This is a genomic window from Sphingomonas sp. SP3 (assembly GCF_058514305.1).
Genome location: NZ_JBZSOE010000001.1, coordinates 1,830,959 through 1,853,032, shown reverse-complemented (window position 1 = coordinate 1,853,032; position 22,074 = coordinate 1,830,959). Strand labels below are relative to the sequence as shown.

The window sequence follows — 22,074 nt, the reverse complement described above, 5'->3', positions numbered from 1 at the left end:
ATCGCTTACAGACCACGCTCAGGCGCCGGAGCCGGCGGCGGAGGCGGAGGCGGAAGCGTCGGGCAAGCCTGGTTGGCCAGGATCACCAGACCATCCGGGCAAGTAATCGTCGCCGGAGCAGCCGGAGGCGGCGGCGGCGGAACGATTACAGGCGGCGGAGCGATCGGGGTCGGCTTGTGTTTGAAGTCGACCGTCGCACCAGCGTACAGGAACCGGCCCAGGAAGTCCCAGGTCTGCGGATAGGTGTTGCCGGCGCACGATGCGCTCGGGCACGAACCGCTGCCGGTCGGGATGATCGGCGGGTTGCGATCGAAGATGTTGTTCACACCCGCGCGCAGGTTGACCATGTCGAACAACGTGTAGGTCGCGGCCAGATCGAAGTAGTTCTGTGCCTTGACGTGAGCGTTGAGCTGCGTGGTGCCACCGCCCGAGAGAGCCGCATCGTCGCTGGTCGTTTCGAAGGCAACCTTGCCCACGTGACGCCAGTTAACCGACACGCCCAGGCCAAACGGCAGTTGGAGCGTAGCACGCGCCTTGTGCCGCCACTTCGGCATCGCCGAAGAGCTCGCCACCGTCGCGCCCGAGCAGACCGTGCCGTAGAAACCGGCGCAGTCGTAGGTCGGGGCGATGCCGTTGTTGACCTTGTAGTGCTTCAGCCAGGTGCCGAGGAAGCTCAGCGAGAGCTGGCCGAGACCGCCCAGACGACGCGAATACGACCCGTTGAAGTCGAAGCCGTCCGTCTTGATGCGTCCGATGTTGGTCGGCGTATCGACGACATAACCCTGTGGGGTCAGCCAGATCGAACCGGCCGTATCGCGATGGATCAGGCCGCACGACGGAGCAACGCTGCTCGCAGTGGTCTTGTCGATACAATCCTGAAGGATCGTGTCGGCACCGAAGCCCTGGATCGCGCCGGTCAGCTTGATGTTCCAGTAATCGACCGTGAACGCGAAGCGCGGCAGGAAGCGCGGCTGGAGCACGACGCCGACGGTCTTCGTCGTCGCCTTCTCCGGAACCAGGTCTTCGTTACCGCCCAGCAGGCCGTTATACTGTTCCGACGGGTTCAGCGGCGTCTTCGCACCAACCGCGAGACCCTGCGCAATACAACCATAGTCGGTGGCGAGGATGGTGCGGCCGCCGCACGGATCGGTCGCACCGTCGAGCGCGACGATGTTCGGCGCGAACAGTTCCTGAGTGTTCGGCGCGCGCGACGCACGGTTGTACGAACCGCGGAACCGGACATCGGCAATCGGAGCGAATTCAGCCGACAGCTTGTAGGTGTCAGTGTCGTAGGTCCGATCGTTGCTCAGCTTGTACCAGGACTTACGATAACCGGCCGAAAGGCTGAGGTCGTCGATGAAGTTGTGCTGGACGATCGGGATCTGGATTTCGCCGAACAGCTCGTTGACGTGGAAGTTGCCGCTGACCGGCACCGTCGGAGCGCCCTGGCCGGTGAGGTCACCGGTCTGGAATTCCGTGTCCGGGTTCAGGTAAAGCGCTTCACGACGCCATTCCCAACCGGCGTTGATCCCGACACCGTCATTCGCCCACGGCGTCTGGACACCGAGCTCGCCGAGCGCGCCGGTGAAGTTGACGTCGGCGATCTGCTCAGACGACTCGCCCTGAATCACGCCATAAACGTTGACGTAATCGACGGCCGCCTGGGTCGGAGTGCCAAAGTAGTTGTAGGGAACGCAGTTCGGGTCGCTTCCATCGAGCACCGAGCGGCATTCGATCACGGCGCCCGGAGTTCCGACCGGAACGACCAGGCCGGTACCCGGATCGACGTTCACGACGTTGACCGAATTGGCAAGGCGGCGAGCCGAGAACTCGTTCTTGTAGACCTGCGTATAGTTCGTGCGCCCGTACTGATAGTAAGCGTCGTACGAGAAGGCGTTGGTCAGGTCACCGCGCGTACCAATCACGCCGCGATAGGTGGTGTGCTTCAGATTGTTCTGACGCGGGCCGCCTTCGACGTTGCGCTTGAAGATCTGGAAGAAGCCCTGCTGATAGGTGTTGCCGCGGGCATCGAAGAACGTCAGCGGCGCATTGCCCGGGTTCGGGTTGTAGCCAGCACCCGCAGCGAGCGGGAAGCTGCCAACGAAGCCGTTGATCAGGTTCTCACCGTCGCACACGATCGCCCGCGTCGCATCGTTCATGAACGGGTTGTCGCAGTTGATCGTGTAGGTGTTGCCGAAGTTACCCGACGGGGCGATCTGGGCGACCGTCTTGTCGTCGAGGAACATGAACTCGAGATACGGCTTGATCTGCGGCATGATCTCGTAGTTCGCGAACACGCCACCGACATAGCGCTCGTCCGGACGGATCCAGTGGTTGAGCGGTGCGTAATTGTAGCGGGTCGCGCCGTTCGTGATGTTGCCACCAGCAGTGCGCGTGTAGAAAGTCGACGTACCGTTATCGAACAGAAGGAAGTTGCCTTCCGCCGAGAAGGCCGAACCGCCGCAGGCCACGCCCGGACCCGAGCCCAGCCCGCCACCGACGTTCAGCGTACAAGCCGAATAATCGCGCTGACCCTGGTAGATCGCGTTCTGCTTGCGGTAGCCGAAGTAGCCCATGACATGGCCACGACCATCGTCGAAGCCCGCTCCAAAGGACGCGGTCAGGTCGATGTTCTTGCCGTCCCAGCCGCTGCCCTTCGGATAGTCGTATCCGACGCGGTGCAGTGTGTTGATCTGCCGATCGAGCTCGTCGCAAACGGTGTCGCCGCCGCCGATGCTCGGGCAGTCGTTGTCATGCTGGTAGCCCGAAATCTGGCCGTCGAGACGAAGGCCGTCGAAGTCAGTGTCCATGATGAAGTTGACGACGCCCGCGACCGCGTCCGCACCGTACACTGACGATGCGCCGCCGGTCAGGACTTCGACGCGCTTCAGCATCGAGGCCGGGATGATGTTGATGTCACCCGCCTGAGTCGTTCCGTTGGGGTCACCCGGAGCGAGGCGGCGACCGTTGACCAGGGTCAACGTACGCTTCGAGCCGAGGTAGCGAAGATCGATTTCCGCGGTGCCCGAAGACGGGTTCGGAAGGCCCGAGCTCTGGACGGCGCTCGCCGACGGCAGCTGGTTCAGCGCTTCGTCGATGCGGGTCGTACCCGAAAGCTTGATGTCCTGGTTGGACAGCACGGTGACCGGTGCGGCCGATTCGAGGTTCGGCTGCGGAATACGAGTGCCGGTGACGATGATGTCATTGGCCTGCTGAACTGCTTCGCCACTCGACGAAACCGTCGGCGTCGGAGTCGCTTCGACCGGACCAGCGGGCGGCGCTGCGCCCGGATTGGTCGCCTGATTCTGATCAGGGACGGTCGATTGCGAGGAGTCTTGCGCATAGGCCGGGTTCGCAATGAGACCGGCCGTCGCGAGCAGCGTCGAGGCAAGCAAGCGCTGACGGAAATCGAGCTTCATAAAAATAATTCCCCTTCACAAGCCGAGCCCAAGGCACGGCCGCCGTGGAACGGCAACGTAACCTTGCCGAACTGACCGGCTGATAAGTGAAGCGAAGAGCGGCTGGCAACGCTGGGTCGGCTTCCCGACGCAAGTTGTCTCGGCCATGTATCAAATTTGCAACAGCAGCCGTTAAGACGACTTTTTGTCGACCCTGCCTATCGGGTACACAAATTATTACGCAAATTCAGCTATTTGAGGATTATCGCTTAAGATTGCGGAGTCAGCTGCAGAAGCAGCTGGTGGCTCAGTCCGCCGGACCAGCGAGTTAGTGCCCGCCCCCGGCTTTTAGTTCAGCCTTCAGGCTGGCAGCGGCGTCTATATAAGCCTCCTGGCGTTCGACGCTCCAGTAGCGAAGCTCATGGATAGGAATGGCGCTTCCCGTCACGGCGCACACGACGTGATCGCCATCCGCCAGCAAGCGGAACGTTCCAGCCATATAATGGATACGTGCGCGCTTCCCTGCGCCGGTCATCAACATTCCATCACTCCTCGGGGGCGTCGAACAGCCCCGGCTGCGCCGCGATGTAGGATTTACGGGGCTTGCTCTCAACCGGCGGGGTGCGCTTGCCCGTCTCTTCGACCTCTGCATCTACCGCACCGTCGCCGAAGTGAAGGGTCAGCCGCTGCGCCACGCGCGCGTCGCGCGCACGAATCAAGGTCTTGCCGCCGCGATCGGTGACTCGCGCAAAGCCGCGGGTCAGGGGGCGGTCGGGATGGGCCAGCTCCGCCATCGACCATAAGGCCGACAGTCTTTCGCCAAGGCGGGCAATGCGCTGGTCGACCAATTCTCGCCTAAGCCGCCCCGCGACCAGGTTGAGATCGCCGCGAGCGGTCGCGGTACGCGCGCCAAGCGAGCGCGGTAGCCGGCTCCCAACCTCCTCGAATCGTTCGCTGCATCGGTCTGCTCGCCGCGCGAGGCAATGCTGCGCGCGATGGGCGAGTTCGATGAGCTTAGCGAAGAGGTCGGCGCGGACGGGAACGGCGAGCTCGGCCGCGGCAGTCGGGGTTGGCGCGCGAAGGTCTGCCGCATGGTCGATCAACGTCGTGTCCGTCTCATGCCCAACGGCGGAAATGAGCGGAATCGGCGATTCGGCAGCGGCCCGGACAACCTCCTCTTCGTTGAACGGCCACAGGTCCTCGATTGAACCACCGCCGCGCGCGACGATCAGCAGGTCGGGCCGAGGATCGAGCGATGGGAATGCGCGGATGGCCTCCGCAATCTTTCCCGCTGCTCCCTCGCCTTGAACCGGCACCGGCCAGACGATCACCCGTGTTGGGCAGCGGTCTTCCAGCCGATGGATGATGTCGCGGATCACGGCCCCGGTGGGCGATGTCACAACCCCAATCACTTGTGGAAGGAACGGCAGCCGGCGCTTGCGCGATGCATCGAACAGGCCTTCCGCCGCCAGTGCCTTGCGACGGCGCTCGAGCAGGGCCAGCAGAGCCCCCTCGCCGGCCAGCTCCATCCGATCGACGACGATCTGATATTTGGACCGGCCGGGATAGGTGGTCAGCTTGCCGGTGACGATGACTTCGGCGCCGTCTTCAGGCCGAAACGCGAGCGTGCCAGCGCTGGCGCGCCAGATCACCGCATCGATGCAGGCGTTTTCGTCCTTGAGGGTGAAGTAGCAGTGGCCCGAGCTGTGCCGCTTGAACCCCGAGATTTCCCCACGCACGCGAACCTGGCCGAATGCGTTTTCGACGGTGCGCTTGAGCGCTCCCGAAAGCTCGGTCACGCTGAGCGGCGGCGAATTGTCGCCGGGGGCGACCTCCGCTAACAGGCCGGCTCTCGTGTCTTCGGGAAGGTCCATGAATATATTGCTCTTAGGGTCGGGCGGCCGCGAGGATGCGCTCGCCTGGCGGCTTAGGCAATCGCCAAGCTGCGATCGGCTGATCGCCGCACCCGGCAATCCCGGCATCGCGCGCTGGGCGGAAACCGCCGCCATCGATCCGTGCGATCCAGCCGCGGTGGTGGCGCTCGCAAAGGAAAACGCGATCGACCTCGTCGTAGTGGGCCCCGAAGCGCCGCTCGTGGCCGGCGTTGCCGATGCCGTGCGCGCGGCCGGCATTCCTGTCTTCGGACCAAGCGCTGCGGCGGCTCAGCTCGAAGGGTCCAAGGGCTTCACCAAAGACCTGTGCCAGGCGAACGGGATTCCCACCGCAAATTACGTGCGGATCGATCAGGCGGCTGACGCAAGGGTCGCGCTCAGTCAATTTGGCATTCCGGTAGTGATCAAGGCGGACGGCCTGGCGGCCGGCAAGGGTGTCACCGTGGCGATGACACGCCAAGAAGCCGAGGCTGCGATCGACGCCGCCGGCGACGGGCCAATGGTCATCGAGGAATTCCTGGAAGGCGAAGAAGCGAGCCTGTTCGCGCTTGTCGATGGCGGCATCGCGGTCGCGCTCGCGTCCGCGCAGGACCATAAGCGCGTCGGGGAGGGCGACACCGGGCCCAACACGGGCGGAATGGGTGCCTATGCACCCGCGCCGGTGCTTACGGCTGAGCTCGAACAGCGCGCGATGGACGAGATCGTCCGCCCAACGGCCGAAGCGATGGCAACTGCCGGGACGCCGTTCAACGGAGTCCTGTACGCCGGGCTGATGCTGACCGCCGAAGGGCCAAAGCTTATCGAATATAACGTGCGCTTCGGCGATCCCGAATGCGAGGCGATCATGCCCCTCATCGAAGGCGACTTCGCTGAGCTGCTGTTGGCAGTTGCGACTGGCCGGCTGGCAGAAATTGCCCGCCCTGCGCTCGTATCCAAGCATTCGATGACGGTGATCGTTGCGGCGCGCGGCTATCCCGGAACGCCGGCCAGCGGGGGCGCCATCCGCGCGATCGAAGCCGCCGAGCAGGTCGAAGGGGTCACTGTCTTTCACGCCGGAACGGCGTTGAGTGGAGACAATCTGGTTGCGAAAGGCGGCCGCGTGCTCGCCGTGACAGCGGTTGCCGAAAGCTTCGCCAATGCGCGGGCCCGCGCCTATCGCGCGGTCGACCAGATCGACTTTGCCGACGGCTTCCACCGCCGCGACATCGGCTGGCGCGAACTTGCGCGAGAAAATGCGTGAACACTTTCTGGAATTACTTCTGGCCCTTGTTCGTGGGCGGACTGATCATCGGAATGATCGCTGGCCTGGCCGGATTTCGCCGGAATGAAAAACGGGCGAAGGCGATCAGCGCGGGCGCGCTAGCAGCGGTTGCCGCCGCCCTGCTGTGGCACGGGCCACTCGGCGCGGCAGATCGCCTGGCAACGGAAGTCGAGCGCAATATGCGAATGTCGCTCGATTCGTGGGAGATGCCGAACGTCACCGGCCATCTCCATCGTGCCCCCCTGACCCGCACTCTAGTCCTTTCAGGGCCGGCGAGCCTCGACGATTATCAACGCAGCGAGCTCGTACGGATCGAGGAAACCGTGCCGGGCGTTAGCCACGTCCGCTGGAACAACAAGGTAGGCGGACCGCCGCTGATCGCCGAGGCTGCGGGCGCCGCAATCCTAGGCTTCCTTTTGGGCCTTCTCGTCGCCTATCTGATCGAGCTTCGGCGTCGCTACAACGCACAATGGACTTGGTGAATTCAATGGATCTCATTCGCGAATATTGGTGGCTCATCATCGTCGTCGTGGCGCTGGGCCTGGCGTTTGTGTTGCTTCGTCCGAAGCAGCGGGTGAAGCTGACTGACAGCGCGCCAACGCGCCCGCACATGGTCCACTCGCGCCCGCCGGAGGGCCGCGGCATCGCTGGCGAGGCGGCAGCTGCCACGAGCGACGTCACCGGCGAAATCCTCGGCGCGCCGGTGCGTAAGAAACTGGATGGCGGCGGCAAGGCCGGCGATGAGCTGTGCATGATCAAGGGGGTGGGCCCGAAGTTCGAGGATGCGCTAAATGCGCTCGGCTTCTTCCGCTTCGAGCAGCTCGCCGGCTTGAGCCCGACCGAAATCGAGCGGCTCGACGATCAATTGGGTGCGTTCCGCGGCCGGATCAGCCGCGACCGGATTTCGGAACAGGCCGATTATCTGGCGCGCAACGACATCGACGGGTTCGAACAAAGGTTCGGTAAGCTCTAGCTCTCGGGCTCTGCCGGCGGCTGAGCCGCCTTCTTCTTCGCGCGCGTGACGATGAGCTTGTCGATCTTGCGGCCGTCCATGTCGACGATCTCGAACAACCAGCCGTCGTGGCGGAATTTTTCTCCCGTTTCCGGCAAATGCTTTAGCACCGACAAGGCGAAGCCGGCCACGGTCGAGAAGTCGCGGACGTTGGACATGTGCACGCCGATCCGGTCGCTGAGCACGTCGGCGCTGGCCGCGCCGGACACGAGCCAGCTGCCATCGTCGCGTTCAAGGATCGGCGGCTCCTCCCCTTGCTCGACATCGTGGGCGAACGTTCCGGCCAGGGCAGCGAGGATGCTCCCGGGCGTCACGATGCCGTCAAGATGGCCATATTCATCGTGAACCAGCGCCAGCGGCACATCGGCGCTGCGCAGCACGACGAGCGCGTCCATCGCATCCATCAAATCCGGGATAACGGGCGCGGTCCGACATAATTTGCTGAGGTCGAGCGGGCGGCGCTTGAGCGTCGCGGCGAGCACGTCGCGCAGCTGAATTACACCTACGATATTCTCGATCGAGCCGTCGGCGACCGGCAGCCGGGTATGCTGCGTTTCGAGCAACGTCTCTCGGATCTCCTCGGGCGTCGCATGGACGTCGATCCAGTCGATTTCGGTTCGCGGGGTCATGACCTCGCGCACTGGCCTGTCGGCGAGACGGACGATCCCGGAGATCATCGCCCGCTCGTCCTCCTCGAGGACGCCTGCGGTTTGCGCCTCGGCGACGACCAGATGAAGCTCTTCCGCCGTCACCTGGTTCTTCGATTCACGATCGAGCCCAAGCAGCTTGAAGATCAGGGCGCTGGAACGATCGAGCAGCCAGACGAACGGCGCCGTCACCACCGCCAGCCAGCGCATCGGCCGCGCCATCACCACCGCAATCGGTTCGGGCGAGCGAAGCGCAATCTGCTTGGGAACGATCTCGCCGATGACCAGCGAAACGTAAGTGGTGAGGAAGATGACGACCGCGAAGCCGACCGTGTGGGCTGTGTCCGGATCGAGGCCAAGGGCCTGGAAACGTTGGGCGGCCGGATCGCCGAGCTTCTCGCCGGAGAAGGCGCCAGCGAAAATCGCGATCAAAGTGATGCCGGTCTGCACCGTCGCCAGGAACCGGCCGGGGTCCGCCGCCAGCTTGATCGCGCATTGCGCGCCGCGGCTGCCGCCCTTCGCTATCGCCTTGAGGCGCGCCTCACGCGACGACACGATCGCCAGCTCGCTCATCGCCAGGACGCCGTTGAGGGCAACCAGGGCAAGGATGAGGAGGACGTCGAGCCAGGGGATGGGTGTTAAATGATCGCTCATAGGCGCAGTTGGACGAGTGTAGCCTTCGCCGTGACCCGTTCACAAGTCGCGCGTCAAACTACCCCGTCGATTCACGCGCGGAACTATCGCTGCTATGCGCCGGTTATCGGCTTTTCACGCCCCTCCCGGAGCTTTTCAATGCTGCTTTCCCGCCGCGCCCTTGCACTGATTTCCGCAAGCTCCTTCATAGCGCTGGCAAGCTGCCAGACTGCTCCGCCTCCCATCATCCCGGCGGCCTTCACGCCGCTTGGCGTCAGCGCGCCATACCTCTCGGGCGATGTAATCGGAGGCTCGCGGCCGCGAGCGGCGAAGATGCGCGCCGCCAAGATCCGGCCGATCAATCCGGCGCTCGTTCCGTCGTACATGGCCGATCTCGACGGTGAGCTTCGCCGTCAGACCGCGGGCATCGGGCTCGATGTCCTTCAGGTCGGCAATGGGATTGTCATACGCATACCAGCGGCGCTCACCTTTGACGCCGGCAGCGCGGCGGTGAAGCCCCAGTTCGATGCGACCTTGCTCGAGATCGCCCGGACCGTGAAAACCCGGAACCAGACATTCGTCGACGTGCTTGCGCACACTGACACGACCGGTACCCCACAGGCGAACCAGTCCCTATCGGAAAAGCGCGCCGCCGCGGTTGCGACCTATTTGGCCGGTCACGGCGTCTCCAAAGCGCGGATTGCATCGCGTGGATATGGCGAGAGCGCCCCGCTCTACGTTCCGGATGACACGGAAACAAAGAAGGCGGGCAATCGGCGTGTCGAGATCCGGCTGGTTCCCTATCGCGGCTAACGCCGCTCGGCGAAAAACGTCCGAAGCATTTCGGAAGCCTCAGCGTCACCGATCCCACCCAGCACATCCGGCCGGTGATGGCAGGTCGGCTGCGAGAAGATTCGGGGGCCGTGGACGACGCCGCCCCCCTTCGGATCTTCGGCGGCGAAGCGGAGCTCCTTGATCCTCGCGACCGACACGGCGGCCGCGCACATCGCGCATGGCTCCAGCGTCACCCACAAGGTGCATTGATCGAGGCGGGAAGTGCCGAGCTTCTCGGCCGCAGCCCGGATCGCCTCCATTTCGGCATGGGCGGTGGGGTCGTTCGATCCCCGCATTGCATTGCGAGACTCCGCGACGACCTCGTCGTCGATCGTAACGACCGCGCCGACCGGCACTTCGCCGACCTCGGCCGCTTCACGCGCAAGCTCAAGGGCGCGGCGCATCGGGACGGGTAGCGGAAATGCCATGGCCGCGCGGGTAGCCGAGCTACCCTCCGCTGTCAGCTATTGGGCGTTGTTGGTGACCGGCTGCACTTCGTTACCCGGCTTTTGCACTTCGAGCGCGGGCACCTTCACCGTCGTCTCTTTGGCCCCCACGGTTACCGAGCCCGTCTGGACGTCGAAGGCGGGCGCTTGGCCGCCTTTGGCCACGATCCCATTGTGGGTCGCCGAAACCTGAGGTGCCTGCGCCCCGCGGATCTGGTTGATGTCGAGAAAACCGGTAGCGATGGCGGCAATGACCAAGAGGATGATGACGACGAGAATCAGGATTATCGAGCGCATTGTTTCATTTCCCCGTGCGTTTTTGACAGAACGCAGACAGCCGTATCCGGTTGCCCTAACGGAGCGCGTCGGCGTTGACGAGTGCGCCTCGACCGGCTAACGGGCGGCGCTCTTCGGGCCTCTTGAGAGGCTCGTACCAAAAATCAGGATAGATACCATGTCGCGGGTTTGCGAGCTGACCGGCAAGGGCCGGCAGGTGGGCAACAATGTTTCCCACGCCAATAACAAGACGAAGCGCACGTTCCTGCCGAACCTGCAGAACGTCACTTTGATCTCGGACGCGCTCGGGCAGAGCGTGAAGCTGCGCGTGTCGACGCATGGCCTGCGCTCGGTCGAGCATGTCGGCGGCCTCGACAACTGGCTGCTCAAGACCAACGACGACAAGCTGTCGCCGAAGGTGCGCAAGCTGAAACGCGAGATTGCTAAGAAGGCGGCTGAACAGCCCGCTTCCTGAGTCGTCTAACCGACTGACTTTCAACAGATTTTCCTGAACGCAGGCTGCAAGCCGCGTTCAGCATCCATTGGCCGCGAATCGGTCATAAGCCTCGTCATCCGGCGGGGTTTCCCCCTTTTTCCCCGTCGCGTCTGGAAACAGACAAGTTCCCTCGCGTCGCGTAACGAGGGGGGCCCGGTGCGCGTAACCGCGCCGGGCCCAATTTTTATCCGGGGTTATCGAACAACCTGGCCAGTTGATCGACCATCGCGCCGGCGAGCTGGTCGGCGTCCATGATGGTCACCGCTCGTTCGTAATAGCGCGTCACGTCGTGGCCGATCCCGATCGCAATCAACTCGACCGTCGAGCGGCGCTCGATCCACTCGATGACCTGGCGGAGGTGGCGCTCGAGATAGGAACCGCCGTTGGCGGACGCGGTCGAATCATCGACCGGCGCGCCATCGGAGATCACCATCAATATGCGGCGCTCTTCCGGGCGCATGATCAAGCGATTGTGCGCCCACAGCAGTGCCTCGCCGTCGATATTCTCCTTTAGCAGCCCCTCGCGCATCATCAGCCCGAGGTTCCGGCGCGCGTGGCGGTAAGGTTCGTCCGCGCGCTTGTAGATGATGTGGCGGAGGTCGTTGAGGCGGCCCGGACTGGGCGGCCGCCCGGCGGCGAGCCACGCCTCGCGGCTCTGTCCGCCTTTCCAGCCACGCGTCGTAAACCCCAGCACCTCGGTCTGGACCCCGCAGCGCTCGAGCGTTCGCGTTAGGATATCGGCGCAGATCGCGGCAATCGCGATAGGACGTCCGCGCATCGAGCCGCTATTGTCGATCAGGACGGACACTACGGTGTCCTTGAATTCCGTATCGCGCTCGATCTTGAACGACAAAGCGTGGCGCGGATTGACCACGACGCGGGCGAGCCGCGCCGCGTCCAGCAGCCCCTCTTCCTGGTCGAAATCCCAGCTGCGCGCCTGCTGCGCGAGAAGGCGCCGCTGGAGGCGGTTGGCGAGCCGCGTCACGACATTCTGAAGACCGCTCATCTGCAGATCGAGGTAAGCACGCAAACGGCCGAGCTCTTCCTCGTCGCACAGCTCCTCGGACTCGACGATTTCGTCGAAACGGGTGGTGAAAGCCTTGTAATCGGTCTCGGGCGAAAGATCCCAGTTGCGCCGACCGGGCGAGGCAAACAGGCTTTCGCTGAGGTCATCGCCGGCGACGCTATCGTCGTCCCCGGCTTCCATCTCTTCGGTCGAACCTTCGTCGGAAGAATCGGAATCTTCTTCTTCGCCGCGAACGTCGACGTCGCCCGACGACGGGGTACCCTCGTCGCCTTCGTCTGACGAATCTTCGGTGCCACCCTGCTCGCCTTCCTCGTCGTCGCCCCCCTCTTCCGGATTCTCTTCCGCAAGATCCTCAGCGGCCGCGAGATCAAGGTCTTCGAGCAACCGGCGGGAAAGCTTGGCGAAACTCGCCTGGTCATCCAGCGTGAGCGCAAGCGCGTCGAGCTCGGCCGCAGCCTTCTCCTCGATCCACGGAGCAATCAGCTTGAGGCCGGCAATCGCGGACTGGGGCGGCGCCTCACCGGTCAACCTCTCGCGCGCAATGAGACCGACGGCAGTCGCCAGCGGCACCTCTTCGGCGGTCCGCGCACGGACGATGGCATCAGCGCGTACGCGCGCGTCCGTCAGCTTCGCGAGATTCCCCTTCACCCCGCTCATGGACCGCGCACCCAGCGCCTCGACCCGCGCAGTCTCCAGCGCGTCGAACACAGCGCGGGCATCGATGTCGGCGGGAGCGACGCGCGAATGGAGCCCGGCGTCATGGTAGCGAAGGCGGAGCGCGAGCGCATCCGCGGCGCCGCGCGCTTCAGCGACCAGCCTGGCGTCGAGCGCGGGCCCGGGTGACGGCACGCGTGCGGTCTTGCCTGAAGGTGGAGCGACGTCGGTGGCGAAGATCACGTCGACTTCCGGATCCCGGGCGATCGCCCGTGAAGCCCCGGCCAGGGCGCGGCGGAATTCGTCAGTGGCGTTTCGATCGGCCATCGTGCGTGGCTGTAGCGAGGGGTGGCCGCAGAGGAAAGAATCCCGATTTGAGCCAGATCCATGCGCCGAAAAAATTAAGGCTAACAAAGAGTTACTTTGTGATTGACTCGTCTCTCTCGAACATTACCGTTCGTTAATCTGAGCCGGCCGCGGGGAGAGATTCGCGCGCGTCGACAATCAGGGCACTTGTAAGAGAGTATCGGAGGGCGAGTTGGCTAAGAACACACAATCTGCACAGGCTGGCGTATCTTCACAGACCAGCGTTCGAGAAGGACCGGAGTCGGGGGTTCATGGCGCGATTGCCGGAACCGGAGTTTCGATTAACGTTGATCCCTATGCCGGCTTTTCCATCGGCGGGAAGCCGATCCTCCCACTGACTGGCAGCAACAGCGTCTACAGCCATCTGTCTTCGGGCCTGACGCTGAGCACCGATCCGAATGCGGTTTTCACCTACGGTTTCTACACCGGCAACCATGCGCTCGGGATCAACAATAATCCGCACAATGGTGAGGGCCAGGGCTACTCGCAGTTTAGCGCTGCGCAAAAGGCCGCGGCGATCGCAGCGATCCAGCTGTGGGACGATCTGATCCCGCAGACGTTCGTGAACGTCGGTAACGTGGACGAAAAAGGCTGGGCGCAGAACAAGGCGACGATCTTGTTCGCGAACACGACCACTGGCCCGGCCCAGGCGTGGACCTACTATCCGGGTGGCGACCACAATTATCATCGTGCAAGCAGCGATGTCTGGACCGCGACGCCGAGCGTCAATTCGTCAAACGGGGACTTCGGGTTCGGCCAGTACGGCAATACGACCCTGATCCACGAATTGGGCCACTCGCTCGGCCTGTCTCACCCAGGCGACTATAACTATAGCGACGATAATGACGGCGACGGCCAGCCGGACCCGATCACCTATGCGGGTGACGCGCAATATTTCCAGGACAGCCAAGAATATACGATTATGTCGTACTTTGGCGCCTGGAACACGGGCGGAGCGCCGATCGACTGGCGCTACTCGGGCGGTGTCTTCTACGACAACAGTCCGCAGGGCCCGATGCTGCACGACATCTTTGCGATCCAGCAAACCTACGGTGCTGATCCGACGACGCGCGCAGGCGACACGACCTACGGCTTCCATTCGAACGCGGGCAACGACCTCTTCGATTTCACGAAGAACCCACTGCCGTTCTACGCGGTCTATGACGCCGGAGGCTCCAACGACACGATCGACTTGTCGGGCTTCCATTCATCGCAATACCTCAACCTCAATGCCGGCGAGTTCAGCTCGATCGGCGATGTTACGATGACTCAGGCTCAGCTCGGCGCGGCGGTCTACAACGCCTACCTGCAACTCGGTACAGACCTACACGCCGCCGGTTATACCGACGCGCAGCTCGGCGCGATCAGCCTCGGCTGGCTTGCCGGGACCAAGGCGGACAACGCGAACGCGATCCAAAGCGACACCGGGGTCGGCGGAATCGGGACGGTCAATTACGAGAATTTCGCCATCGCTTATGGCGTGACGATTGAAAATGCCGTGGGTGGCCAGGGCAACGACCTGCTCGTCGGCAATGACGCTAACAACCGTCTCGACGGCCAGGGCGGCACCGACGTTCTGACCGGCGGCGCAGGCGCTGACACGTTCGTGTTCGCCAACAATGGCTCAACCGACACGGTTACCGACTTCCAAACCGGCGCGGACAAGATCGACTTGTCCGGGCTTTCGGGCGTCGGCGCGGCGGACGTGAGTTACAACGCGACCACTCACCAGGTGCAGGTCGACATCAACCATGACGGGACCGCCGATATGTTCATCAATTCGGCGAATGTCGTGAATGCTGGTGACTATATCTTCCACGCCTAAGCGCGGACGATGAGAGCTAAGGGCGTCGCTCCCATGGAGCGGCGCCCTTTTCTTATGCGGATTTGCCGACGACGCTTTCGGGCAGGTCCTCGCCGAACACGCGCTGGTAATATTCCGCGATCAGCCCCCGCTCCGCTTCGTCGCACTTGTTGAGGAACGACACGCGGAAGGCATAACCGACGTCGCCGAAGATGTGCGCGTTCTGCGCCCAGCTAATCACCGTGCGCGGGCTCATCACGGTCGAGATATCGCCGTTCATGAAACCCTGGCGGCTGAGCTCGGCGACCTTGATCATCTTGGTGACGATCGCCTTGCCGCCCGGCTCATCATATTCGCCCGACTTCGCCAGCACGATCTGCGCCTCAACCTCGGCGGGCAGGTAGTTGAGCGTGGTGACGATGTTCCAACGGTCCATCTGCCCCTGATTGATCGCCTGGGTCCCGTGGTAGAGGCCGGTCGTGTCGCCGAGGCCGACAGTGTTGGTGGTCGCGAACAGCCGGAACCAGGGGTTCGGGCGGATCACCCGGTTTTGGTCGAGCAAGGTGAGCTTGCCCTCTGCCTCGAGCACGCGCTGGATCACGAACATCACGTCGGGCCGACCGGCGTCATATTCGTCGAATACGAGCGCGACCGGATGCTGGAGCGCCCACGGAAGCAGGCCCTCGCGGAACTCGGTCACCTGCTGCCCGTCGCGAAGCACGATGGCGTCGCGGCCGACAAGGTCGATACGGCTGATGTGCGCGTCGAGATTGATGCGGATGAGCGGCCAGTTCAGCCGTGCGGCAACCTGCTCGATGTGGGTCGACTTGCCCGTGCCGTGGTAGCCTTGGACCATCACGCGGCGGTTCTTCGAGAAACCCGCGCAAATCGCCATCGTCGTGTCGGGATCGAACACGTAGGTCGGGTCGAGATCGGGGACGCGCTCGTCGGCCTCGCTGAACGCGGGCACTTCCATGTCGCTGTCGACTCCGAACAGCTCGCGCACCTTCGCGATCTTGTCGGGGGTCGCCATCAAGGTCTCGGCGCGGCTTTCCGGCTGGACGTTGGATAGATCGGTCATGGCGGGGGCCTTAGGCGATGCCGCCGCGCGCCTCAACTTGCATCGACCTTGGGCGGCAGCGGAAACAATTTAGCAAAGCGCCCGGCGAACTCGAGGTCGCCCTCGACCTTGATCGTGTCGAACGGCGCGCCGCCATGGACGACCGCGGCAATCTCGGTCGGCGAGCCGATGAAGGTCGCACGTGTGTTCTCGATATCGGCCCGCATGACGTCCAGCCGGCCGTCGTGAACGTGGACGACATAGTCGGCGTCACCCAGGCGAAAGCCGACCCGCTCGTCGATGCCTTCGGCGAGCGCTGGAGAAATCAAGGTCTGGAAGGACATGATGATCGACACGTGACTCATCGGCAGCGTGGGGTCGTGCGCTGGGCTGCGCGCTGCCCAGCGGCCGAGCGAGGCAATCATCGGCACCGCTTCCAAGCCCCATTCGGTCGCCTGATAGACCTGCACCGACGCCGGCGGCGGCAGTTTGACCTTCCGCACCAGGCCGCGCGCCTCGAGCTCCGTCAGGCGCTGCGTGAGGACGTTGGCGCTGATCCCCTGAAGATCGGACCGCAGCTCGGAAAAGCGGCGCGGTCCATAAGCGAGTTCGCGGAGCACCAGCATCGCCCAGCGCTCGCCGATCAGGTCGAGCGCGTGCGCCAGTCCGCAGGCATCTTCGTAACGCCTTTTCTCATCGCTTTTGCGAGTCTTAGTTACTTTTTCTAACTGCACAGTTGCAATTTAGGACTTCAGAGTCCAAAAGGCAAGCGAATCGAGTCGGAGGAGAGAAAAAATGTCCCGCATGATTTTCGTGAACCTGCCCGTCGCGGACCTGGAACAGTCCACGCGTTTCTATGAAGCGATCGGCTTCAGGAACGAGCCCAAGTTCACCAATGACGCGGCCGCCATGATGGTGCTCAGCGACACGATCGCGGTGATGCTGCTCACTCACCCCTTTTATGCAACGTTCACCCGCAAGCCGATTGCCGACGCGCACGCCAGAAGTCAGGTATTGCTCTGCATTTCCTGCGAGAGCCCGGCCGAAGTCGACAAGATCACCGAGGCTGCGGGCGCAGCCGGTGGACAGATCGACGTCTCGCAAGAAGACCAGACGAAGGGCGGGCCGATGTATGGCCGCGACTTCGAAGACCTCGACGGCCATCAATGGGCGCCGATGTGGATGGACCCGGAGTTCGCCGCGAAGGGCGCGCATCCGGTCGAAGAATCCGCAGCCGCGTAGCAATCGGGCAGTAGGAGGGCGAAATGCCGATCAATCCCAATGCCGCCATTGAAATCACGGCGTTCAAATGGGTGCCGCCGTTCGCTGAAGGGTTCGTTCGCGACTTACGCGCGCGCTGGGCCCTCGAGGAAATCGGAGCGGAGTATCGCGTGCGCCTGATTGGTGGCCCGTCGGACCGGCCGAGCGATTATTGCCAGGACCAGCCGTTCAACCAGGTGCCGGTCTACAAGGAAGGCGAGCTGTGCCTGTTCGAGTCCGGCGCGATCCTGATTCACATTGGCGAGAAGGATGAGCGCCTGCTGCCCCGCGATACGGTGGGCCGGATGCGCGCCATCGCCTGGGTCATCGCAGCCCTCAACAGCATCGAACCGCAGACGGGCCAGCTTGCCGCCATCGACGTGTTCAACCCCGACGCCGCCTGGGGCAAAGAGCGCCGGCCGGCAGTCGTCCAACTCGTCGAAGGCCGCCTCGCCCGACTGTCGCAATGGCTCGGCGACAAGACCTGGCTTGAGGGCGATCGCTTCACCGTCGGTGACCTGATGATGGTCGACGCGCTGCGCGGCCTTGGGCCCGAACTTTTGAACGAGCACGCCAATTTGGCCGCGCTGGTCGAGCGCGGGACCTCGCGGCCCGCATTCCAGAGAGCGCTGGCCGATCAGATCGCCACGTTCCGCGAACACCAACCCCCAGAAGGAGTCGCAGCATGACCTATTTCGAAGGATTCATCGTCCCCGTGCCCGAGCAGAACCGGGACGCCTACAAGAAGCACGCGACCGACTTCGCACCGCTGGTCCAGGAAGTCGGCGCGCGACGGATGGTCGAAAGCTGGGACAGCGACCTGCCTGAAGGCAAGCTCACCGACTTCCGCAAGGCGGTCGACGCCAAGCCCGAGGAGAAGATCGTCTTCTCCTGGTTCGAATATCCCTCGCGGCAGGAACGCGACGCTGCCAACCAGAAATTCATGAGCGATCCGCGCATGGAAGAGATGGGCAAGAACATGCCATTCGACGGCAAGCGGATGATCATGGGCGGCTTCGACGCCATCGTCGAAGAAGGAGAAGCCGGCGGGGGCTATGTCGATGGTTGGGTCGTTCCCGTCCCGACCGCCAAGCGCGGTGCGTATCGCGATCTCGCCGCGAAGAATGCGAAGTATTTCCGCGAATATGGCGCGACCCGGCTGGTCGAAGCATTTGCCGACGACGTCCAGCACGGCAAGGTCACCGACTTCTATCGCGCCGTGAAGGCGGAGGACGGCGAAAGCGTCGTCTTCTCGCTGATCGAATGGCCGGACAAGCAGACCCGCGACCAGGCCTGGGAAAAGATCATGAAGGACGAGCGAATGCAGCCTCAAGGCGACATACCGTTCGATGGCAAGCGGATGTTCTGGGGCGGGTTCGAGAAGATCCTCGACACCGCCACGGCGCCCGCGACGGCCGACGCCTGAACCTAATCGACCAACCAAGGAGATTGACGATGAGCGACGTTCGCGACGCACCGCAGGCCGCCAACGACGAGGGCGGCAAATCCCCCCGCGGCCACCATGTCTGGTACGAGCTGATGACCCCTGACGCCGAAGCGTCGAAGGCCTTTTACGACAAGGTCGTGGGCTGGAACTTCGGCGAGCCCGTGGCGGAATACCAAGGCTATCGAATGATCGGCCGAAGCGACGGCGGCTTCGCTGGCGGCGTGCTGACCCTCACGGACGAGATGAAGCAGCACGGCGCCCGCCCGACCTGGCTCGGCTACATCGGCGTCGACGATGTCGATACGGCGATCGGCTCGATTGAGCAGGCGGGCGGCAAGACCCTGATGCCCGCGACCGACATCGACAATGTCGGCCGTATCGCGATGGTCGCCGACCCTTCCGGCGCGCCCTTCTACATCATGAAGCCGATCCCGCCGGCCGGCGATCCCAACGCCCAAAGTGACGTCTTCTCGGTCGACCAGCCGCAGCACATTCGCTGGAACGAACTTTCGACCACCGACCAGGATGGCGCCATCGACTTCTATCGCAACCAGTTCGGCTGGACGCAGGAAGGCGCGATGCCGATGGGCGAAATGGGCGATTACAAGTTCATGCAGGCCAATGGCGTCGGCATCGGCGCAGTGATGCGCAAGCCGGAGCAAATCCCGGTCAGCATGTGGTCTTATTATATCGGCGTCGACGACATCGACCGGGCGATCGAGGCCGTAAAATCCGGCGGCGGCACAATTACCAACGGCCCCAATCAAATTCCCGGCGGCGAATATGCGCTCAACGCGATGGACCCTCAGGGCGCAGCGTTCGGCCTCGTCGGCCCGCGCAAGTAAGGAGGCAAGCATGACCAACAAGCTCACCACCTGCCTGTGGTTCGACAAAGGCGAGGCGCGCAAGGCCGCTGAATTCTATGCGTCGGTGTTTCCCGACAGCCATGTCGGCGACGCGATGCGAGCGCCAGGCGATTTCCCCGACGGCCAGCAGGGCGACGAGTTGACCGTGGAATTCACCGTCCTCGATCGCGCGTTCGTCGGCCTCAACGGCGGACCCAATTTCAAGCCGAACGAAGCCGTCAGCTTCATGGTGGTGACGGAAGATCAGCAGGAGACCGACCGCTACTGGAACGCCATCACTCAAAACGGCGGCGAGGAGAGTGCGTGCGGCTGGTGCAAGGACCGCTGGGGGTTTTCGTGGCAGATCACGCCGCGCGTCCTCCTGGAGGGCAACACCAACCCTGACCCCGCGGTCGCCAAGCGCGTGTTCGAAGCGATGATGAACATGGGCAAGATCGACGTTGCGAGGATTGAGGCTGCGATCGCCGGGGAAACCGCCGATGCGTAGGATCGTCGGCACGGTATTCCAGACCCTCGACGGCGTCATGCAGGCGCCCGGCGGCCCTAGCGAGGATCCGACCGACGGGTTCGACCTCGGCGGCTGGCAGTTCGGCTTCCGCGACGAGGAGGCGGGCGAGGCGATCGGCGGGAGTCTGCACCCGCCCTACGCGCTCCTCCTCGGCCGGCGGACGTACGACATCTTCTCTTCTTACTGGCCCTACCAGGAGAGCGATGACGAGAATGGCAAGATTGCGAAGGATTTCAACGCGGCCGAAAAGTTCGTGATGACCCATTCCGACGCCCCGCTGGAATGGGCGAACAGCCGCCGGGTGTCGGGCTTCGACGAGCTTGCCGCGATCCGGGCCAGCGAGGGACCAGACCTGCAGATTTGGGGCAGCAGCACGCTGTACCCTGGGCTCCTCGAGCGCGGCATGCTCGACCGACTAACGGTGCTGACCTACCCGCTTGTGCTCGGAAAGGGGAAGCGCCTGTTCGCCGCCGGTACTCCGTCCGCGACCTTGCGGCTTGAAAGCGGCCGGATGACGTCGAAGGGCACCGCGGTTGCGAGCTTCGTGCCCGAGCTGGGGGTCGCGGTGGGATCGAGCCCGCCGGTTGAAGCCAACGCGACCGAGCAAAAACGGCAGAAAGCAATCGCGGAGGGCAGCTGGTGACGATCCAATTCTTCGGCCACCCCTTCTCGTCCTACACGCAAAAAGTCCTGATCGCCCTGTGGGCCAATGAAACGCCATTCGACTATCGAATGGTGGAGGATCCGGACAATGCGGCCGAACTGAAGCGGCATTCGCCGTTCGGGCTGTTTCCGCTGATCGTCGATGGCGATCGCGCGCTGTTCGAGACGTCGATCATCATCGAATATCTGCAGGAGCATCATCCGGGGCCGAACCGCTGGATCCCCGACGGTGACGAAGGGCTGCGGGTGCGGTTCTTCGACCGCTTCTTCGACCTGTACGTCATGACCAACATGAACAATCCGGTCGCCAACAAGCTTCGGCCGGAAGGCCAGGCCGATGCCTACGGCGAGCAGAAGGCGCGCGAGCGGCTTCATGTCGCCTACGATTGGCTCGAGCAATATCTGGGCGAGACCTGGGCTGTCGGCGACACGTTCACGATGGCCGACTGCGCCGCGGCTCCGTCTTTATTCTATGCCGACTGGGTCGAAGAAATTGGCAACGCGCGGCCGCGGCTCAAAGCCTATCGCGAGCGCCTGCTCGCCCACCCGATCGTTGCCCGGGCCGTGGACGAGGGCCGTCCCTATCGCCACTATTTCCCGCTCGGCGCACCCGACCGGGATTAAGCGAAGGCCGCGGACTTCCGCAGGAGCTGATAGGCTTCGATGACTTCGCCGAGACGCCCCTCATGGCTGCGATCGCCGCCGTTCTTGTCCGGGTGATAGCGGCGAACCAGGCCGGAATAGCGCTTGCGCAGCTGGTTGCGGTCGGCGTCCTCGCCAAGCCCGAGCACGGACAGCGCCCGGCGCTCATTCTTGCTGAACCGCGAGGTCGAGGCAGGGTCGCGCCTGCGCCCGAACCGCCCCGAGATCGCGTCGAGTGGGTCGGCGAAGTCGCTCCACGCGGGGGGCGGATCGGCGCCGTTAGCCGCAAACTTGCGGCTCGGGCGCTCCCAGCCGGCGAGCGGCCCCTGCGCGTCCTGGATCTCGTCGGGGCTCATCCCGTCGAAGAAGTTGTACCGGGCATTGTGCTCGCGGACATGGTCCAGGCAGAGGAAGCGCCAGGCGCCAGGGCCATCGAAGTTCGCGGGCTGCAGCGGCGCCTTGAATTCGCCGGGCGCGGCGCATCCCGGGACGGCGCAATTCGCCTGCGCGCCCTCCACCCGTCCGTGCATTCTTGCTTGTTTCGACGCCATTGAACCCCTCTATATAAGGGCAATGAACGCTCCTGAAACCGGACCGGTCGCGGCCGAAATGCTGCGCCGGCTCAATTCATCGCTTTCGCCGACGCGGATCGAGCTCAATGACGACAGCGAGGCTCATCGCGGCCATGGCGGCTACAACCCTGCCGGCGAGAGCCATTTCAGCCTGACAATCGTGAGCGCGACCTTCGCCGGCAAGAGCCGCGTCGAGCGCCAGCGGCTGGTCTATGCGGCGCTCGGTGACCTGATGCGCGAGCGCGTTCACGCGCTTTCAATCAGAGCGTCCGCGCCGGGAGAATGAGGGCGGCGCGCCGCGCCGCCCCGG

24 protein-coding genes are annotated in these 22,074 nt (G+C 63.6%); 14 read left to right on the top strand and 10 right to left on the bottom strand.

Features of this window, described 5'->3' with window-relative positions; genetic code table 11:
• Window positions 1-5: 5 nt before the first annotated feature.
• The 3 genes from AC4K8G_RS09690 to xseA form a co-directional block, all read right to left on the bottom strand.
• On the bottom strand, window positions 6-3,419 hold the full coding sequence (locus AC4K8G_RS09690; protein WP_491733941.1) for a TonB-dependent receptor domain-containing protein: 3,414 nt from the start codon (window positions 3,417-3,419) through the stop codon (window positions 6-8).
• Between the two features lie 307 nt (window positions 3,420-3,726).
• Entirely contained in the window at window positions 3,727-3,939 is a 213-nt protein-coding gene (locus tag AC4K8G_RS09685; RefSeq protein ID WP_491733940.1) for a DUF2093 domain-containing protein, read from the bottom strand.
• Between the two features lie 4 nt (window positions 3,940-3,943).
• A complete protein-coding gene (gene xseA / locus AC4K8G_RS09680; protein ID WP_491733939.1) occupies window positions 3,944-5,272 on the bottom strand; it encodes an exodeoxyribonuclease VII large subunit in 1,329 nt (442 codons plus the stop codon).
• Here xseA and purD point away from each other — a divergent pair.
• The 3 genes from purD to AC4K8G_RS09665 are packed head-to-tail and all read left to right on the top strand — an operon-like array spanning window position 5,271 to window position 7,524.
• A complete protein-coding gene (purD, locus tag AC4K8G_RS09675; RefSeq protein ID WP_491733938.1) occupies window positions 5,271-6,530 on the top strand; it encodes a phosphoribosylamine--glycine ligase in 1,260 nt (419 codons plus the stop codon). The two genes, xseA and purD, sit on opposite strands and share 2 nt — an antisense overlap.
• A complete protein-coding gene (locus tag AC4K8G_RS09670; protein WP_491733937.1) occupies window positions 6,527-7,033 on the top strand; it encodes a hypothetical protein in 507 nt (168 codons plus the stop codon). The genes purD and AC4K8G_RS09670 overlap by 4 nt, the downstream gene beginning before the upstream one ends.
• 5 nt (window positions 7,034-7,038) lie before the next feature.
• A complete protein-coding gene (locus AC4K8G_RS09665) occupies window positions 7,039-7,524 on the top strand; it encodes a helix-hairpin-helix domain-containing protein (protein WP_491733936.1) in 486 nt (161 codons plus the stop codon).
• Here AC4K8G_RS09665 and AC4K8G_RS09660 read toward each other — a convergent pair.
• On the bottom strand, window positions 7,521-8,864 hold the full coding sequence (locus AC4K8G_RS09660) for a hemolysin family protein (RefSeq protein ID WP_491733935.1): 1,344 nt from the start codon (window positions 8,862-8,864) through the stop codon (window positions 7,521-7,523). The two genes, AC4K8G_RS09665 and AC4K8G_RS09660, sit on opposite strands and share 4 nt — an antisense overlap.
• A gap of 138 nt (window positions 8,865-9,002) precedes the next feature.
• On the opposite strand from AC4K8G_RS09660, the gene AC4K8G_RS09655 reads away from it, so the two are divergent.
• A complete protein-coding gene (locus AC4K8G_RS09655; protein WP_491733934.1) occupies window positions 9,003-9,656 on the top strand; it encodes an OmpA family protein in 654 nt (217 codons plus the stop codon).
• Here the strand turns inward: AC4K8G_RS09655 and AC4K8G_RS09650 are convergent.
• On the bottom strand, window positions 9,653-10,105 hold the full coding sequence (locus AC4K8G_RS09650; protein ID WP_491733933.1) for a nucleoside deaminase: 453 nt from the start codon (window positions 10,103-10,105) through the stop codon (window positions 9,653-9,655). The genes AC4K8G_RS09655 and AC4K8G_RS09650 overlap by 4 nt on opposite strands.
• 36 nt (window positions 10,106-10,141) lie before the next feature.
• Window positions 10,142-10,420: a hypothetical protein gene (locus AC4K8G_RS09645; protein WP_491733932.1), complete on the bottom strand. Its 279-nt coding sequence runs from the start codon at window positions 10,418-10,420 to the stop codon at window positions 10,142-10,144.
• A 157-nt stretch (window positions 10,421-10,577) separates the two neighbouring features.
• Between AC4K8G_RS09645 and rpmB the strand changes: the two genes are divergently transcribed.
• Window positions 10,578-10,874 (top strand): 50S ribosomal protein L28, encoded by a 297-nt coding sequence (rpmB, locus tag AC4K8G_RS09640; protein ID WP_491733931.1) that lies wholly within the window; start codon window positions 10,578-10,580, stop codon window positions 10,872-10,874.
• Between the two features lie 205 nt (window positions 10,875-11,079).
• Here rpmB and cobT read toward each other — a convergent pair whose 3' ends face one another.
• Window positions 11,080-12,903, bottom strand: coding sequence for a cobaltochelatase subunit CobT (gene cobT / locus AC4K8G_RS09635; RefSeq protein ID WP_491733930.1), 1,824 nt, complete (start codon window positions 12,901-12,903; stop codon window positions 11,080-11,082).
• A 211-nt stretch (window positions 12,904-13,114) separates the two neighbouring features.
• Here cobT and AC4K8G_RS09630 point away from each other — a divergent pair, with 211 nt between their 5' ends.
• On the top strand, window positions 13,115-14,767 hold the full coding sequence (locus AC4K8G_RS09630) for a M10 family metallopeptidase C-terminal domain-containing protein (RefSeq protein WP_491733929.1): 1,653 nt from the start codon (window positions 13,115-13,117) through the stop codon (window positions 14,765-14,767).
• A 52-nt stretch (window positions 14,768-14,819) separates the two neighbouring features.
• Here AC4K8G_RS09630 and cobS read toward each other — a convergent pair whose 3' ends face one another.
• On the bottom strand, window positions 14,820-15,827 hold the full coding sequence (cobS, locus tag AC4K8G_RS09625) for a cobaltochelatase subunit CobS (RefSeq protein ID WP_491733928.1): 1,008 nt from the start codon (window positions 15,825-15,827) through the stop codon (window positions 14,820-14,822).
• Between the two features lie 32 nt (window positions 15,828-15,859).
• Complete coding sequence (locus AC4K8G_RS09620; RefSeq protein WP_491733927.1) at window positions 15,860-16,540, bottom strand: winged helix-turn-helix transcriptional regulator; 681 nt, start codon at window positions 16,538-16,540, stop codon at window positions 15,860-15,862.
• Between the two features lie 61 nt (window positions 16,541-16,601).
• Between AC4K8G_RS09620 and AC4K8G_RS09615 the strand changes: the two genes are divergently transcribed.
• From AC4K8G_RS09615 to AC4K8G_RS09585, 7 genes are read left to right on the top strand one after another with little or no spacing between them, the layout of a single operon-like run.
• A complete protein-coding gene (locus AC4K8G_RS09615) occupies window positions 16,602-17,048 on the top strand; it encodes a VOC family protein (protein ID WP_491733926.1) in 447 nt (148 codons plus the stop codon).
• A 23-nt stretch (window positions 17,049-17,071) separates the two neighbouring features.
• The gene (locus AC4K8G_RS09610) at window positions 17,072-17,755 is read left to right on the top strand and encodes a glutathione S-transferase family protein (RefSeq protein ID WP_491733925.1); all 684 of its coding nucleotides are present in this window, start codon (window positions 17,072-17,074) and stop codon (window positions 17,753-17,755) included.
• Complete coding sequence (locus AC4K8G_RS09605) at window positions 17,752-18,492, top strand: DUF1428 domain-containing protein (protein WP_491733924.1); 741 nt, start codon at window positions 17,752-17,754, stop codon at window positions 18,490-18,492. Before AC4K8G_RS09610 ends, AC4K8G_RS09605 begins: the two co-directional genes overlap by 4 nt.
• 29 nt (window positions 18,493-18,521) lie before the next feature.
• The gene (locus AC4K8G_RS09600) at window positions 18,522-19,358 is read left to right on the top strand and encodes a VOC family protein (protein WP_491733923.1); all 837 of its coding nucleotides are present in this window, start codon (window positions 18,522-18,524) and stop codon (window positions 19,356-19,358) included.
• A 10-nt stretch (window positions 19,359-19,368) separates the two neighbouring features.
• Window positions 19,369-19,866 (top strand): VOC family protein, encoded by a 498-nt coding sequence (locus tag AC4K8G_RS09595; protein WP_491733922.1) that lies wholly within the window; start codon window positions 19,369-19,371, stop codon window positions 19,864-19,866.
• Window positions 19,859-20,530: a dihydrofolate reductase family protein gene (locus AC4K8G_RS09590; RefSeq protein WP_491733921.1), complete on the top strand. Its 672-nt coding sequence runs from the start codon at window positions 19,859-19,861 to the stop codon at window positions 20,528-20,530. The genes AC4K8G_RS09595 and AC4K8G_RS09590 overlap by 8 nt, the downstream gene beginning before the upstream one ends.
• A complete protein-coding gene (locus AC4K8G_RS09585) occupies window positions 20,527-21,174 on the top strand; it encodes a glutathione S-transferase family protein (RefSeq protein WP_491733920.1) in 648 nt (215 codons plus the stop codon). Before AC4K8G_RS09590 ends, AC4K8G_RS09585 begins: the two co-directional genes overlap by 4 nt.
• Here AC4K8G_RS09585 and AC4K8G_RS09580 read toward each other — a convergent pair.
• Window positions 21,171-21,722: a DnaJ domain-containing protein gene (locus tag AC4K8G_RS09580; RefSeq protein ID WP_491733919.1), complete on the bottom strand. Its 552-nt coding sequence runs from the start codon at window positions 21,720-21,722 to the stop codon at window positions 21,171-21,173. The two genes, AC4K8G_RS09585 and AC4K8G_RS09580, sit on opposite strands and share 4 nt — an antisense overlap.
• Before the next feature lie 43 nt (window positions 21,723-21,765).
• Here AC4K8G_RS09580 and AC4K8G_RS09575 point away from each other — a divergent pair, with 43 nt between their 5' ends.
• Window positions 21,766-22,050, top strand: coding sequence for a BolA family protein (locus AC4K8G_RS09575; protein ID WP_491733918.1), 285 nt, complete (start codon window positions 21,766-21,768; stop codon window positions 22,048-22,050).
• The last annotated feature ends 24 nt before the right edge of the window (window positions 22,051-22,074 follow it).

Bases quoted from the DNA above. Each gene is read 5' to 3' on its own strand.
- purD (WP_491733938.1), top strand. From the start codon at position 5,271: ATGAATATATTGCTCTTAGGGTCGGGCGGCCGCGAGGATGCGCTCGCC.
- AC4K8G_RS09685 (WP_491733940.1), bottom strand. From the start codon at position 3,939: ATGTTGATGACCGGCGCAGGGAAGCGCGCACGTATCCATTATATGGCT.
- AC4K8G_RS09600 (WP_491733923.1), top strand. From the start codon at position 18,522: ATGAGCGACGTTCGCGACGCACCGCAGGCCGCCAACGACGAGGGCGGC.
- AC4K8G_RS09665 (WP_491733936.1), top strand. From the start codon at position 7,039: ATGGATCTCATTCGCGAATATTGGTGGCTCATCATCGTCGTCGTGGCG.
- AC4K8G_RS09610 (WP_491733925.1), top strand. From the start codon at position 17,072: ATGCCGATCAATCCCAATGCCGCCATTGAAATCACGGCGTTCAAATGG.
- AC4K8G_RS09690 (WP_491733941.1), bottom strand. From the start codon at position 3,419: ATGAAGCTCGATTTCCGTCAGCGCTTGCTTGCCTCGACGCTGCTCGCG.
- AC4K8G_RS09645 (WP_491733932.1), bottom strand. From the start codon at position 10,420: ATGCGCTCGATAATCCTGATTCTCGTCGTCATCATCCTCTTGGTCATT.
- AC4K8G_RS09615 (WP_491733926.1), top strand. From the start codon at position 16,602: ATGTCCCGCATGATTTTCGTGAACCTGCCCGTCGCGGACCTGGAACAG.
- AC4K8G_RS09590 (WP_491733921.1), top strand. From the start codon at position 19,859: ATGCGTAGGATCGTCGGCACGGTATTCCAGACCCTCGACGGCGTCATG.
- xseA (WP_491733939.1), bottom strand. From the start codon at position 5,272: ATGGACCTTCCCGAAGACACGAGAGCCGGCCTGTTAGCGGAGGTCGCC.
- AC4K8G_RS09575 (WP_491733918.1), top strand. From the start codon at position 21,766: ATGAACGCTCCTGAAACCGGACCGGTCGCGGCCGAAATGCTGCGCCGG.
- AC4K8G_RS09655 (WP_491733934.1), top strand. From the start codon at position 9,003: ATGCTGCTTTCCCGCCGCGCCCTTGCACTGATTTCCGCAAGCTCCTTC.
- AC4K8G_RS09660 (WP_491733935.1), bottom strand. From the start codon at position 8,864: ATGAGCGATCATTTAACACCCATCCCCTGGCTCGACGTCCTCCTCATC.
- cobS (WP_491733928.1), bottom strand. From the start codon at position 15,827: ATGACCGATCTATCCAACGTCCAGCCGGAAAGCCGCGCCGAGACCTTG.
- cobT (WP_491733930.1), bottom strand. From the start codon at position 12,903: ATGGCCGATCGAAACGCCACTGACGAATTCCGCCGCGCCCTGGCCGGG.
- AC4K8G_RS09605 (WP_491733924.1), top strand. From the start codon at position 17,752: ATGACCTATTTCGAAGGATTCATCGTCCCCGTGCCCGAGCAGAACCGG.
- AC4K8G_RS09595 (WP_491733922.1), top strand. From the start codon at position 19,369: ATGACCAACAAGCTCACCACCTGCCTGTGGTTCGACAAAGGCGAGGCG.
- AC4K8G_RS09650 (WP_491733933.1), bottom strand. From the start codon at position 10,105: ATGGCATTTCCGCTACCCGTCCCGATGCGCCGCGCCCTTGAGCTTGCG.
- AC4K8G_RS09580 (WP_491733919.1), bottom strand. From the start codon at position 21,722: ATGCACGGACGGGTGGAGGGCGCGCAGGCGAATTGCGCCGTCCCGGGA.
- rpmB (WP_491733931.1), top strand. From the start codon at position 10,578: ATGTCGCGGGTTTGCGAGCTGACCGGCAAGGGCCGGCAGGTGGGCAAC.